This is a genomic window from Shinella sp. WSD5-1, from assembly GCF_963942435.1.
Lineage (GTDB): Bacteria > Pseudomonadota > Alphaproteobacteria > Rhizobiales > Rhizobiaceae > Shinella > Shinella yambaruensis.
Genome location: NZ_OZ012602.1, coordinates 71,293 through 84,893, shown reverse-complemented (window position 1 = coordinate 84,893; position 13,601 = coordinate 71,293). Strand labels below are relative to the sequence as shown.

14 protein-coding genes and 2 pseudogenes are annotated in these 13,601 nt (G+C 57.7%); 3 read left to right on the top strand and 13 right to left on the bottom strand.

Going from position 1 to position 13,601, the window contains the following annotated elements; all coding sequences use genetic code 11:
- Nucleotides 1-70 precede the first annotated feature (70 nt).
- Nucleotides 71-1,288 (bottom strand): hypothetical protein, encoded by a 1,218-nt coding sequence (locus AABQ55_RS33590; RefSeq protein ID WP_272809212.1) that lies wholly within the window; start codon nt 1,286-1,288, stop codon nt 71-73.
- 148 nt (nt 1,289-1,436) lie between these two features.
- Nucleotides 1,437-1,754, bottom strand: a pseudogene (gene repC / locus AABQ55_RS33585) (plasmid replication protein RepC); the annotation flags it as partial.
- Nucleotides 1,755-1,838: 84 nt separating this feature from the next.
- Between repC (AABQ55_RS33585) and AABQ55_RS33580 the strand changes: the two are divergent.
- Nucleotides 1,839-3,212: an ISNCY family transposase gene (locus tag AABQ55_RS33580; protein ID WP_272809211.1), complete on the top strand. Its 1,374-nt coding sequence runs from the start codon at nt 1,839-1,841 to the stop codon at nt 3,210-3,212.
- A gap of 184 nt (nt 3,213-3,396) precedes the next feature.
- Here the strand turns inward: AABQ55_RS33580 and repC (AABQ55_RS33575) are convergent.
- A pseudogene (gene repC / locus AABQ55_RS33575) lies at nt 3,397-4,068 on the bottom strand (plasmid replication protein RepC); the annotation flags it as partial.
- 10 nt (nt 4,069-4,078) lie between these two features.
- Here repC (AABQ55_RS33575) and AABQ55_RS33570 point away from each other — a divergent pair.
- Complete coding sequence (locus tag AABQ55_RS33570; protein WP_272791936.1) at nt 4,079-4,297, top strand: putative quinol monooxygenase; 219 nt, start codon at nt 4,079-4,081, stop codon at nt 4,295-4,297.
- A 26-nt stretch (nt 4,298-4,323) separates the two neighbouring features.
- On the opposite strand, the gene AABQ55_RS33565 is transcribed toward AABQ55_RS33570, so the two are convergent.
- The 10 genes from AABQ55_RS33565 to AABQ55_RS33520 form a co-directional block, all read right to left on the bottom strand.
- Nucleotides 4,324-4,695 (bottom strand): aldo/keto reductase, encoded by a 372-nt coding sequence (locus AABQ55_RS33565; RefSeq protein WP_272791992.1) that lies wholly within the window; start codon nt 4,693-4,695, stop codon nt 4,324-4,326.
- A gap of 20 nt (nt 4,696-4,715) precedes the next feature.
- A complete protein-coding gene (locus AABQ55_RS33560; protein ID WP_272791935.1) occupies nt 4,716-5,915 on the bottom strand; it encodes an acetyl-CoA C-acetyltransferase in 1,200 nt (399 codons plus the stop codon).
- Nucleotides 5,916-5,994: 79 nt separating this feature from the next.
- Nucleotides 5,995-6,414, bottom strand: a complete 420-nt coding sequence (locus AABQ55_RS33555) for a carboxymuconolactone decarboxylase family protein (RefSeq protein ID WP_272791934.1) — start codon at nt 6,412-6,414, stop codon at nt 5,995-5,997.
- Between the two features lie 12 nt (nt 6,415-6,426).
- Complete coding sequence (locus AABQ55_RS33550; RefSeq protein WP_272809210.1) at nt 6,427-7,056, bottom strand: 3-oxoacid CoA-transferase subunit B; 630 nt, start codon at nt 7,054-7,056, stop codon at nt 6,427-6,429.
- On the bottom strand, nt 7,056-7,760 hold the full coding sequence (locus AABQ55_RS33545; RefSeq protein ID WP_272791932.1) for a CoA transferase subunit A: 705 nt from the start codon (nt 7,758-7,760) through the stop codon (nt 7,056-7,058). Before AABQ55_RS33545 ends, AABQ55_RS33550 begins: the two co-directional genes overlap by 1 nt.
- A 10-nt stretch (nt 7,761-7,770) precedes the next feature.
- On the bottom strand, nt 7,771-8,703 hold the full coding sequence (locus tag AABQ55_RS33540; protein WP_272791931.1) for a 3-keto-5-aminohexanoate cleavage protein: 933 nt from the start codon (nt 8,701-8,703) through the stop codon (nt 7,771-7,773).
- Nucleotides 8,700-9,485 (bottom strand): cyclase family protein, encoded by a 786-nt coding sequence (locus AABQ55_RS33535; protein WP_272791929.1) that lies wholly within the window; start codon nt 9,483-9,485, stop codon nt 8,700-8,702. Before AABQ55_RS33535 ends, AABQ55_RS33540 begins: the two co-directional genes overlap by 4 nt.
- 12 nt (nt 9,486-9,497) lie before the next feature.
- Entirely contained in the window at nt 9,498-10,814 is a 1,317-nt protein-coding gene (locus AABQ55_RS33530; protein ID WP_272809209.1) for a TRAP transporter large permease, read from the bottom strand.
- Nucleotides 10,811-11,323, bottom strand: coding sequence for a TRAP transporter small permease subunit (locus tag AABQ55_RS33525; RefSeq protein WP_272791926.1), 513 nt, complete (start codon nt 11,321-11,323; stop codon nt 10,811-10,813). Before AABQ55_RS33525 ends, AABQ55_RS33530 begins: the two co-directional genes overlap by 4 nt.
- A gap of 5 nt (nt 11,324-11,328) precedes the next feature.
- Nucleotides 11,329-12,375, bottom strand: a complete 1,047-nt coding sequence (locus AABQ55_RS33520; RefSeq protein ID WP_272809208.1) for a C4-dicarboxylate TRAP transporter substrate-binding protein — start codon at nt 12,373-12,375, stop codon at nt 11,329-11,331.
- 164 nt (nt 12,376-12,539) lie between these two features.
- On the opposite strand from AABQ55_RS33520, the gene AABQ55_RS33515 reads away from it, so the two are divergent.
- Nucleotides 12,540-13,529 (top strand): amidohydrolase family protein, encoded by a 990-nt coding sequence (locus AABQ55_RS33515; RefSeq protein ID WP_272791924.1) that lies wholly within the window; start codon nt 12,540-12,542, stop codon nt 13,527-13,529.
- The last annotated feature ends 72 nt before the right edge of the window (nt 13,530-13,601 follow it).

The window sequence follows — 13,601 nt, the reverse complement described above, 5'->3', positions numbered from 1 at the left end:
GTGATGTAAAGCAGCGTCTGCTTGTCCTTAGCGACTTCAGTATGAGGGGCAGCATACGAGCGAGCATCGATCACCGAAATTCCTCGGCGAAAAGGCCTTCTGCCTCTGGCTCGCGTTCGACCAAGGCAGGCTCTGCTTGCGCCGGCGGTTTAAACATTATCGTCGAATAGAGGTTTAGATCCTCGTCGCGACCCAAGACCGCGAATCCGTCTGGAAAGATTGCTCCTCCGGATCGCTTTGCTGCCTCGACGAGATCCGTTGGAAACTCTGGAAGTTCTGCCATGAGGTCGATCCCGACTTGGCTCGACTCGATGAAGGCAAAGATTCGCTGAGCAATTTCCAGATCCAGCGCCATGCCATTCACGAGCCTCACCGGTCCTGATCTGAAGATCAAGTGCTCTTTGGCGGTGATGACCAGCGGCTCCCACTCTGCGTCTTCTCCAACAATCCAGGTTCGGCCGAGCCATTCAACCGTGGTAAAGTTCTGCTCCGAAGGTTTCCAAGTACGATCGCGGGCAGCCTCCCCGACCTCGGGCCCGAAGAGAAGAGTCAGCACACCGCAATAGCTGCCAAACAGCACGTCTCCTGGATCAGAGCGTTCGGAGGGGCGGTCGTCCTTGTCCCCGGGGGGTAGTCCATCATGTGCCGTGTGGTCGATGAATATCTCCGCTTTCTTTACAGATTTCATCCAGCTGCCGACCGCATAGCCATGCGACGCTACCCAGGAACCGATTTTGCGACCCAGATAAGGCTCGACCTGCTCCTTGTAGCCTTCCCTGACAGTCTTCGTGAAAGCTGCCCTGGACGCTCCCTTGGTCGCTTTCGACTCCGCAAGGGCGACAAACATATCCCCCGAACGGCTGAAGACGTAATCCGGAGAACGAGTGGTCGGACGTTTGCCGTGGACTTCATGGTTTTCGAAATGATCCACCCAGCGGTATCCATCCCGGACCATCTGGAGGTAGGCAATGCCGTCGCCGACCAGGCCGGTCATCGTCTTTCCGACGTAGTCCTTGAGGGTCCGGGCAGTATCTAGCAACGCAAAGCGCTCATTCTTGTCATCAACGTGCCGGGCGATAAGGTGTCGGCACATCTGGACCTGAGCCTTCGCGGCGCGCTGGTCCATCTTCGCCCTGCTGGAGCATTGCGCCATCGCCCCGTACAGCTCGGCGGGTGTGAACAGCATTTCGATATTCTCCGGCGCTCGACCGGTGATCAAGCGGTTCCTCCTGGGCACATGACCGTTGATCTGCTCGACGCCGATCTGTTTTTCCTTTGCTTTCCACATAGGCTGGCGACCCCTCAGAACTGGCGTTCAGCGCCAGTAACTCCCTGTATCAGAAAAGAAAATCACGAAAAAAAACGGCTGACAAGCGACCTATTGAAGGCTCGGGAGCGGATTTCGCCGCTTGTCGGCCCGCTGCGTCGCTCCATCGTCACGCAGTTCTTCGGTCTCTTTGGTCAGTTGCCTTCATCAGAGCCATCAACATAGGCCCAAGGGAAAACTCGCCGCGCTCAGAGCGCCTGGTAAGATCCCGCAGATAGCCGCCTGCCGACGTTATGAAATTTGACCGCTCGAGAATACATGCCATCGCCACCGCAGCATTCTCCGGTCCCATGGCGTTACACGCCTCCTCGTAGGCAGAGGGGCTGACGCCGAGCATTGAGCGCACAACGATGGCCGCCTTCATGAGTTCGCGCCAGTGCTCGATGCGCCCGCCGGGCCCATAATCAGTTATCTGGGGGCAGGCCCTGTAGCCGCAAAGTTGGAATGTCCTGTTTCTGCAAAGTTGGAATGTCACACTCCCCGGGTCTGAATGATGCCTGGGAGATTGCAGATGGGATTGATAGCGATGAGCGAGCGCGATCTGCGGCGGATCGAGGTGTTATCGAAGGTCGCCGGCGGACGGATGACGACGGTGTCAGCGGCGCATGTGCTTGACCTGAGCGAGCGCCAGGTGCGCCGGCTTCTGGAGCGGATACGGACTGGCGGCGCGGCGTCGATCCGGCACAAGGCGATCGGCCGGCCATCGAACAACCGGATCAGCGACGGCGTTCGGGATTATGCGATGATGCTGGTGCGCGAACGTTATGCGGATTTCGGTCCGACCTTGGCGACGGAGAAGCTTGCTGAACGCGATGGTTTGCGCGTGTCGCGCGAGACGGTGCGCGGTTGGATGTCCGAGGCTGGACTGTGGTTGTCACGCAAACAGCGTCGGACGTTTCATCAGCCGCGTCTGCGCCGCGAAGCTTATGGCGAACTGGTGCAGATCGATGGGTCGGAGCATCGCTGGTTCGAGGATCGCGGACCGCCATGCTCGCTGTTGGTGTTTGTCGATGATGCGACTGGCAGGCTGATGCAATTGCGCTTCGTGCGCTCGGAAAGTGCCTTCACCTACTTCGAGGCGCTAGATCTCTATCTCCAGCGTCACGGCGCACCGATCGCCTTTTACTCGGACAAGCATTCGGTGTTCCGGGTGGCGAAGAAGGATGCCAGGGGTGGCCAGGGCATGACCCAGTTCGGGCGTGCACTTTGCGAGTTAAACATCGAGATTCTTTGCGCGAATTCGAGCCAGGCCAAGGGCCGCGTCGAGCGGATGAATCGGACGCTGCAGGATCGGCTGGTCAAGGAGCTGCGGCTGGCTGGCATCGACGATATGGAGGCTGGCAATGCGTTCTTGCCGGGCTTCATGGAGGATTACAACAGGCGGTTTGCGGTGGTCCCTGCCCGGTCCGATGATTTACACCGGCCGATCAATCTGGGGCCGGACCGATTGGCGGAGATCCTGTGCAAGCGCGAGCAACGTTATGTCGGAGCGCAGCTGCCGTTTTCGTTCGAGCGCAAGCGGATCATGCTGCAGGAGACCGATGTGACGCGGGGGCTGGTTGGTCGTTATGTCGAGACCTATGCCTATGCGGACGGTCGCCTGGACGTGCGTTGGAAAGGGTATTCCCTGCCCTACACGGTGTTCGACAAGGACCAGCGGGTGACGCATGCGGCGATCACGGAGAACAAGCGACTGGGTGATGTTCTGGCCTATATCAAGGAACGCCAGGATCAGCAGTCGAAGCCGGACGTAAAGACCAACAGCGAGAAGATTGGCTATAAACCGCGTGGCCGGAAACCCGGTCCCCGGACAGATTACATGAACGATCCGGCGATCATCGCGCGACATGAGAAGGCACTGTTGCGACAGCAAGCCGCAGAGTGAATGCTCGTTCGAATAGCCTCAAAGCTAAAGCCGAGGGGTGGTTCTCACCCGCCCCGATCTGATCTTGCAACCGGGATCAGCCGCTCAGATCGGGGCTGGTCCTCGTCCCATGCGGCGACTTCTCGGACATTTCTACTTTGCACCTCGACGGACATTTCGACCTTGCCGTCACAGGCCCGGAGAACATTCCAAGCGGGAAAGCCTTTATCGGTTCAGGCTTCGCCTTCTCCCGCTCGATCGGCGCGCTGTTAGCTTGTGGCTTATACCCGAGGCTTCCGCCCTGCTCTTTTCCAGAGCTAGGTTCAAGTTCAGTTATGGATTCGGTATTTGAATTCTGTATGTGGCGGTCATCCCGAATGGCATTGCCGTGCATTCCATCTGTTTTAAGCTGCATTTCCAGGATGTTGAGCACCTCTTCCCGTAGGAGCTGCATTTCGTCGAGCGTGGTCTCAACTTGTAAGCGGTTCGGGTAGCGCGGGAGGCGTGCGAGGATGCTGACGTACTCGGACTCCACCTGATCCCAATTGCCCGTAGCGCCGTCTTCCAGCGCGGCCGAGATCAATTTGCGCACATCGCGACGGCAGATCGTCAGCGCTTCCCTTGCCCTACGAAAGCGCACGCGCTCAGCGGCGACATCCTGTGCCATCAAGGCGAGTTCCGTGGCACGAGCCAGCAGCGGCGTAAGGTCAAACCCGTAGGCCTGTTCGATCTCGCCATCCCGGTTGCGGTGCGCGTAGCGTTTACCGTTCGGGCTGTCGCGCCGCAGGATAAGGCCGGCAACGACAAGCGCGGCGAGTTGCCGGCGTAGCGTCGTCTCGGTGATTCCATGAGCCCGCACTGACAACTGGGCGTTGGATCTTGCGGCCATGACAAGACAGCGGCCTGGAAACATCTCCTATGATGCCGCCCTTGACGATCCGGGGATGGGCAGGCTGCTCATCGCGGAACGCTGGACCGACCAGGCGGCGCTGAGCGCTCATCTCAATACGGAGGAGACCAAAGCGTTCGTTGCGCGATGGCAGGGACGCATGCGGGGCGATGTGAGGAAGTTTGATGCCTCGAATGAAAGGAGCTTGCAAGATTGAAGAGCTTCGCTGCTTTAGCTGATTACCTAATGGCTGAGCTTGATCGTGTCGAGTTCACGTATTGCTTCTTGATCAAGAGTTACTGAACCCGCGGCGCAGTTTTCCTCAAGGTGAGAAACGTTACTCGTTCCTGGAATAAGCAAGGTATTTGCAGATTGCTGCAGCAACCAGGCTAGGCCGATTTGCGAGGGCGTCGCCCCCAACCGATTTGCCACGGCGATTACTTGGGGTTGCTCGATCACTTTCGGCATCCCCGGCACCGCACCGCCCAAGGGGAAAAGAGGAACCCACGCTACGTTAGTCTCTGCACAAAATCTGAAGACGTCCTCAAACTCTCGGTCCACAAGGCTGTAGGCATTTTGAACGCAGGTGATATCGGCCGAAGAGGCCCGGCGCACGATGTCCAAGCCAACGGCACTCAAACCAAAGGCAGCGACTCGCGGCCCATAGCTTCAACACACATCGCTATGCCCATACCGCCACCGATGCATAGCGTGGCCAGCCCTTTCGACGTGCCCGATCGACGTAGCTCGTACAGTAGTGTTACAAGCACCCGTGCTCCAGATGCACCGATTGGATGGCCCAGCGCGATAGCGCCGCCATTGACGTTGACCTTTACCGGATCCCATCCCATGGCGTCGTTTACGGCACACGCTTGGGCGGCAAATGCTTCGTTCGCCTCGATACGGTCGAGCTCATCAATGCGCCAGCCGGCATTTATTAAAGCGTTCCTGGAAGCTGGGATAGGGCCAGTTCCCATAAGAGCTGGTTCCACTCCAGCCGTGGCCCAACCAGCGATGCGAGCGAGGGGGGTAAGATTACGTCGTGCCGCTTCGTCTTCCGACATTAGAAGGAGCGCCGCTGCCCCATCATTTAGTCCGGACGCATTGCCTGCCGTCACAGTCCCGTCTTTCTGAAACGCGGGGCGCAATTTTTCCAGTGCCTCCCGCGTTGTCTCCGGCCGCAAATGATCGTCAGTGTCGACAATGCTACTTCCCTTGCGGGTCTCGATCGTCACGGGAGCGATCTCCTCCCTGAAGTGCCCGGCGCCCTGAGCTGCTGCTGCTTTTCGCTGGCTTTCGAGCGCAAAATCATCCTGTCTTATGCGGCTGATTACGAATTGCTTAGCAACGTTTTCTGCGGTCACCCCCATGTGGTACGCTCCAAACGCATCAGTGAGCCCGTCGGAAATCATGGTATCGATGAGGCTGACATTGCCCATTTTCACACCCGTTCGAATTGCTTGACAATGTGGTGCAAGCGACATCGACTCTTGTCCGCCTGCCACAATGATGGCCGCACCGCCGCTCATTATCTCGTTGGCACCCAGCGCGACGGCGCGAAGTCCTGACCCACAGACCTGGTTTACCGAGAGCGCAGTGGCAGTTTTCGGAACGCCCGCGAGCACCGATGCCTGTCGCGCCGGATTCTGTCCCGCGCCCGCGGTTAGCACTTGGCCCAAAATCACTTCGTTAACGCTGCCTGGATCGATGCCAGCCCTTTCAAGCGCGGCGGCAATTGCGACTGCACCAAGCTCGTGAGCAGGGACTGTGCCCAACGGCCCCAAGAAGCTTCCAACCGGCGTTCTAGCCGCTCCGACGATGACAACTGATTTCATATCGATACCCTCCTGAGGGCGACTGTCGCGCGTTGTTGTGTCTGCATATGTTTGGTGAGCCGGCACGGCTTTTTTGACGCTAGGAGTGCGAACGTGGCGGCCTGACATGTGTCGCCAAGACGTCGCTTGCGACGCGAACCGCATCCGACGCCGCCGGCCAACCGCAATAGCATCCGGCGTGCAACAGGAGTTCCCGTAACTCCTCATCGGTGACGCCGTTGTTTAGCGCTCCGCAAAGGTGTGTTTCCAACTCGCGTGGCCTGTTCAATGCAATCAGCATGGCGACTGTGATCAGACTGCGCGTTTTCAGATCCAGCCCTTGCCGCGACCAAGTCGCGCCCCAACCAAGCGCTGTAACCGCCTGTTGCAGCGCCTGACGCAATTCATCTTGCTCAGCCGAAGCTAGCGACTTGTCGACGTACTCGTCGCCAAGAACTTCACGCCGAATGGGCATTCCAACCTTATAAAGTTCCTCGTACATCATTGATATCTCACTCATCTATGGCTTCTGTCAGTTTAGAAGGCTCGCCATCGTCACCGCGCGCAGCTGGTCCATAGAGATCCCATCAGCCAACTCCACGACCTTCAGTCCGCCGGGGACGACATCGAGAACACCCAGATCTGTGATAATGCGGTCAACAACGGCTTTGCCGGTCAGCGGCAAAGTACAAGATCTCAGGACTTTGGATCTTCCTGCCTTATCGGTATGGTCCATGACCACCACGACACGTTTTACGCCCGCCACAAGATCCATGGCCCCGCCCATCCCCTTCACGAGTTTGCCTGGGACCATCCAGTTGGCGAGGTCTCCTTCTTCAGACACCTCCATGGCGCCGAGAATAGCCATGTCGATTTTGCCTCCACGGATCATCGCAAAGGATGTCGCGCTGTCGAAGTAGGCAGTCTGCGATTGTTCAGTGATGGTCTGCTTACCGGCGTTGATGAGGTCGGGATCTTCTTCGCCTATAATAGGGAAGGGGCCCATTCCCAACATCCCGTTTTCTGATTGCAGCGTGACAGCTATCCCGGCTGGGATGTGATTTGATATCAGCGTCGGAATACCGATCCCGAGGTTCACATACCATCCGTCCTGAAGTTCCTGTGCTGCGCGCGCAGCCATCCGGTTTCGATCCCAAGGCATCAGGCGAGCTCCTTCGGGCGAACGGTGAGCTGTTCGATACGCTTCTCGTGTACCCCTGAGACAATTCGATGAACATATATGCCGGGAAGGTGGATGTGATCCGGGTCGAGACTGCCTAGCGGCACGATTTCCTCGACCTCAGCGACGCATACCTTGCCGCAAGTCGCAGCCGGCACATTGAAGTTTCGCGCGGTCTTGCGGAAGACCAGATTTCCGGAATGGTCGGCTTTCCACGCCTTCACAATCGAGAGGTCGGCGACGATACTGTTCTCGAGAATGTGCACACGTCCATTGAATTCCTTGTGCTCCTTGCCTTCAGCAACGATGGTGCCGACACCCGTCGCCGTGTAGAAGCCAGGAATGCCTGCGCCGCCTGCGCGCATTCGCTCGGCCAATGTGCCTTGCGGATTGAATTCCAGTTCCAGTTCGCCTGCGAGATACTGGCGCATGAATTCGGCGTTTTCTCCGACATAGGACGAAATCATCCTGCTGATCTGTCTTGTGTGAAGGAGAACGCCGAGGCCGAAGCCATCGACACCACAATTGTTCGACGCGACGGTTAAATTCTTTGCTCCACTTCGACGTAAGGCTTCGATCAGGAGTTCAGGAATGCCGCATAGCCCGAAGCCACCAGCGGCAATGGTCATGCCGTCGAATAGCAGTCCGTCGAGAGCCGCATCCGCATCAGGATAGGTTTTCTTCATTGGTTCCTCTTTAAAACGCGACACTGTCGGCGCCTTTCAGGCCGAGGATTTCTCGCGCTTCGTCGGGCGAGGCGATTTCGCACCCAAGGTCTTCGATAATCCTGCGGATCTTCGCGACCTGCTGCGCATTGCTCTCGGCGAGCTTCCCGCGGCTGACGAATAGGCTGTCTTCAAGGCCCACGCGAACATTCCCCTTCATTTGGCTGGCGGTTGTAGCGAGGCTCATCTGTGCGGCGCCCGCGCCGAGCACAGACCAGTGATAGTCATCGCCAAAGAGCCTGTCGGCGGTGCGCTTCATGAAGATGAGATTGTCAATTTCCGGGCCTATGCCGCCCAGGATGCCAAAAATGAACTGGATAAAGATCGGCGCCTTGAATAGGCCGATGTCCATGCAGAAGCGCAGGTTGTAGAGATGGCCAACATCGTAGCATTCGTGCTCGAACTTGATGCCATGAGGTGCGAGTGTCTTCGCTGCATTCTCGATGTCGGCAAAGGTGTTGCGGAAGATGTATGTATCCGACTGGGTGACATAATCCCGCTCCCAGTCGAATTTCCAGGTATCATAACGTTTTGCGAGCGGATGAAATGAGAAGTTCATGCTTCCCATGTTCATCGAGCACATTTCCGGCGAGAACCTGAGAGCGGGCGCGATGCGCTCTTCGATCGTGTTCTTCAGGCTGCCGCCGGTCGATATATTTATGACGGCATTTGTTGCTTGCTTTATCTGTGGCAGAAAAGCGGCAAAGACATTGGGTTCGATAGTCACGCCGCCGTCTTCAGGACGCCGCGCATGGAGATGCAGGATCGCGGCGCCCGCTTCCGCTGCCCCGATCGCTTGAATTGCGATATCGTCTGCGGTGTAGGGCAGAGCATCCGACATGGTCGGCGTATGGATTGCTCCGGTAATGGCGCAAGTGATGATCGTGCGTTGCTTGTTGGTCATTTCGCCTCCGGCTCGTCGAGAATAGCGACTGCCCGGATGAAACCGGCCGAGGCGCCTTTGATCTTGAATGGGAAGCAGGAGACCTGGTACCCGCTGGATGGTAGCAGATCCAAGTTTGCCAGCTTCTCCATGTGGCAGTATCCCGTCGTCATGGAGGCGCGATGGCCTTCCCAGATGATCGACGGATCGTGGGTTTCGGCCCAGGTTTTCGCTGTATGCGAAAATGGTGCGTCCCAGGACCAGGCATCTGTTCCGGTTACGCGTACCCCCCGTTCCAGCAGCCATTCCGTCGCCGCTCGTCCGAGGCCGCAGCCGCGGGCAAGATAGTCGCCATGGCCGTAGCGGCCGCCAGCCGCGGTGTTGACCAAGACGATGTCGAGAGCTCGCAGTTCATGCCCGATACGGCGCAATTCACCCTCTACATCTTGGGGCGTGGCGACATATCCGTCGGGAAAGTGGCGGAAGTCGAGCTTCACGCCGGGTGCGAAGCACCATTCCAGGGGTACTTCATCGATAGCAATGGCTCGGGCTCCGCCATTCATCGTCGAATGGTGGTGGTATGGGGCATCGAGATGCGTGCCGTTGTGCGTCCAGAGCGTCAGTTTCTCTATCGCCCAGCCCTCTTGGCCCGGCAGGTCTTCGACCGTCAGACCAGGAAAAAAAGAGGTTATCTGGTCTGCTGTCTGGCTGTGCCGGAAATATTCAATCTGCGGCAGCATGAACGCTGGATCGGACGGAAGTCCGGCCTCGAGCGTTACGGAGAGATCAATGAGTTGAGGCATAAGGAATGGGTCTCATGGTGTAAGGGTGAGAATACCGGTGGCAATGCCGGGAAAAGCTATCAACAGGCCTACAGCAAGCAGCATCGACAGCGCGAAGGGAAACGCGCCGGCAAATACCTCGCCCAGGCCAACTGACGGATCGTTTATCGTCGCTTTGATGACGAAGACGGATATGCCGAACGGTGGTGTCAGGAGGCCGATTTCGACCGCCACGACAGTCAGGATGCCAAACCAGATCAGGTCGACGTCAAGCTGCGCTAGAATCGGCAGCATGATCGGCACCATGATGAGCATGATCGATGAGCTGTCGAGAATCATGCCCAGTAGGATCACCGCAAGCAGGTAAAGCAGAAGCACAGGAAGAAATCCCATGTCAGACCCTGCGATGAGAGCCCCGAATTCCTGCGGGACCTGTGAAAACGCCAGCATTCGAGAGTACATCTGCGCAGCGATGATCAGGAAGCAGATGGTCGACGTGATGATGCCGGTTTCCAGGAGCACGACTCGCAGTCGACGCAGAGTCAACTTGCGCTTGGCGAGACCCAGAATAAACGCACCGGCGCAGCCGATGGCGCCTGCTTCAACGGGCGTGAACAGCCCGCCGTATATTCCGCCCAGGACACAGACAATCAAGAGAAGGATGGGCAAAGATTTTTGGGCAATGCTGCGAGCGGTCTCCTTCTTTGCGGCGGAGCGATCCGGCTTTCCGGTGAAGCCCGGAGTCAAGATGGTCATCGCCACGATCAGCAGGCAGAAGATGGCTGCCAGCAGCAGGCCAGGTACAACTCCGGCCAGAAAGAGGTCGCCGACCGATTGTTCTGTCAAAACCGCATAAAGGATGAGCAGGAGGCTAGGGGGTATTAGCATTCCCAGCACCGATGAGCCAGCGACCACGCCTGCGGCGAAACGGCGGGTATAGCCGTGACGCACCATCTCCGGCACTGCGACCTTGGTGAAGACTGCGGCCGAGGCGATGGAAATGCCAGTGATAGCGGCGAAGATGGCGTTGGCGCCAACGGTGCCCATGGCAAGCCCGCCGGTCAGGCGACCAAGGACGGCGTTGGCGACATCATAGGCGTCTTGGCCCAGATCGCTTTCGGCCACCAGGAAGCCCATGAGCACGAACAGTGGAATGATCCCGAAATAATAGCTGGCGATGGAATCGTTAACCGCCATGCCCAGCATCTTACTGGCCAGAACCGGAGAGCCTTTGATGGCCCAGACGCCGCAGAAGGATGTCGCGATCAGAGCGATCGGGACGTAGAGCCCCGCCAGAACCAGCACGACCATGACCGCTATGCAAATGAGCCCGATGTCGAAAGGCGTCATTGTCCACCCCCGACCTGTCCCGAGATTTGTCGGACAAGCTGCATCAGCATGACGACACAGGACACGATGACAGCGATCCGCACCGGCCATAGCGGAGCGGTGAACGTGCCGGTCGCTCCGATGAAGAGGTTGTCGGTGATGGCCTTTTCAGCCAGCGGCCAAGTGAATCGGAGGATGAGAACAACCACGACCAGCGCCAGCAGATTGAATATGACCTCCATCCAACGGTGCAGGCTTGGGTTGCATCTGGCAAGCATGTCCGGAATTGCATCCGAACGAGTAAGTCGATGCTCGCGCATGGCGTATGGCAGTTGCAGGAATACGATTCCAACGATAGAGAGCGCTACGATTTCCGGCACGCCCATAATTGGCTGATTGGCGAAATTCCGGAATGCGACGTCGGCGCTGACCAGGAGCACCAATCCTCCGATTAACACTGACCCAATAAGATTCAGGCTGTCGATCACGGCATCGAGTCCGCGTGAGACTGCGTTCAAGGAACTGGCCATGCCCGTTACTCCTTGTCCCAGTCGCGAAGCGGCTTCACGCCGGCGCTGCGCATGCGTTCCATATAGAGCGTCAGAACTTCCGAGCCGGGAAGCCCGCTGCTGTCGGCCTTCTTCGCCCATTCCTTCGCGATGTTCTTCATGCCCGCCGCCCAGGCTTTGCGCATATCCTCAGGAGCGACGGTGATGGTTGCACCTTCCGCCGCCATTTTCGCCAAAGCTGCGTCCGTGCCTTGTTCGAGCGACCTCAGATACCATTCACCGGCTACCTTGGCGCCCTCACGCAGTGCCTCCTGTACCTCTGTAGGTTGACTTTGGAACCATTCCGCATTGGCGCCAATCGTACCTGCATATTGGGCGCCGAAGCCGACGCGCGTGATGTATGGCGCGACTTCGTGCAGTTTGGCAGGCAATGCGGCGGTGGCAAACAGGATGACGCCTTCGTATACGCCAGTCTTGATGTCGTTGTAATAAAGCGGGCTCTGGCCGGAGACGCCAACTGCACTGGTGCCGTCGAGCCAGCTGACCGCGGCGCCGGCTGTGGCAATTTTTCGTCCCTTGAGGTCCTCGATCGACTTCACCGGAAACGTCGTCAACAGAAGATAGTCATCGACTGCCAGTGGTCCACCCAAAGGCACAATGTTGTGCTGGGTGAATGCAGCTTGCAGTCGCGGGTCCGTGAGCACCAGCTCGTTCATCAACTCGTTGACTGTCCGGGGGTCTGGACTGACGAAGGGCGTGTAATAGGTGACGTTTTGGAGCGGCATCTTTGCCGGGTCAAACAGGCTCTGGATGATACCGATTTCGGCTAGGCCGTCCTCAACCGTTTCAAGCTCTTCGCCAACCCCGGCAATCGAGCCGCCGAACTGGTTGGTGAGGCTGATCTGGTGCCCGGTTCCTTCCAGCGCCTTTTCTACCGCAGGCTCAAAGGCTACCGGAAACATTTTCACCCACCGGAACACCTCGGGATGTCCCGCGACAACTGTGGCGCTGATGGTGTCGGCCCATGCAGGGCTCGTGGCCATAGCGGCCAGGAATGCAACAACGAGTCGCATATTTGATCCTCCCTCAAAAGTGCCGGCTTGTTGATGTGACGGCACAGCCGACCTCCCGTCGGCTCGTAAAAACTATCCTGACTGATCGATTAGTCAATGCAATTTTTGCAGGACGATGATAGCTTCAGAAGCGGATAGCCGTTTGTACGAGGAGGACCATCGGGATGCCCACAGCTCAAGCCATTGCTCTTGAAGAACATTTTGCCCATCCAGAGTTTGTGGCCCGGTATGGTGTCGCCGGACCGGTAGCCGCTTTGACCGGACCCTTGGAAAACAGGCTGCCCGATATGGATGCAGCGGGAATTGAGATTCAGGTGCTGTCCCACGCCCCAGGCGCGGCACAGTCTTTGCCCGCAGACGAGGCCCTCAGCTGGTCAGAGAAGATTAACGATTATCTTGCTGTGGCCATTGATGGAAACCGGCGGTTCGCTGGGTTCGCCTCGCTACCGATGACGGCCCCAGACGCCGCTGCCCGTGAAATGGCGCGCACCGTGGAAACATTGGGTTTTCGTGGTGCGATGCTGCACGGTTTGACGAATGGTGTCTTTCCGGATGACGAGAGCCATTTCCCGCTTTACGCGGAAGCTGAACGCCTCGGCGTGCCGATCTATCTTCATCCATCCTTTCCCCATCCGGCCGTGACGCGTGCTTATTATGCCGATTGGACGGAGCGATTTCCGATGTTCGGCATGGCCGCTGCGGGTTTCACCGCTGAGACGATGGTGATAGCCATTCGCATGATGCTGGGGCGAATTCCGGAATTGTTCCCCAACTTGCAATTCATTCTCGGTCATATGGGGGAGGCAATTCCGTTTCTGCTGGAGCGAATTGATGAATCGCTTGCCCGCGATAACGGTGGCCAACGCTTTTTCCGTGAGCGTTTCCTGCGCCATTTCTACGTTACGACGAGCGGTAATTTCTCAAACGCGGCGCTAATCTGCGCACTGACTGAGATGGGAGCAGATCGCATCATGTTCTCGGTGGATTGGCCCTATGTCGCCAACCGTCCTGGTCGAGATTGGATCGATGCGGCGCCCTTGGACGAGCAACAGCGTCTGTTGATCCTCAATGGAAACGCCCGCCGTCTTCTGCGTCTTCCATACACTGCGAGAGCCATCGGTCCGTTACCGTTCTCAGAGGCTGAAGGTTGGTAGTAGAACATGCGTTGACCGAGAAGGTAAGCGGCAGGTAAAGTCTGACTGATCAGTTAAACAGCACAGTTAGGC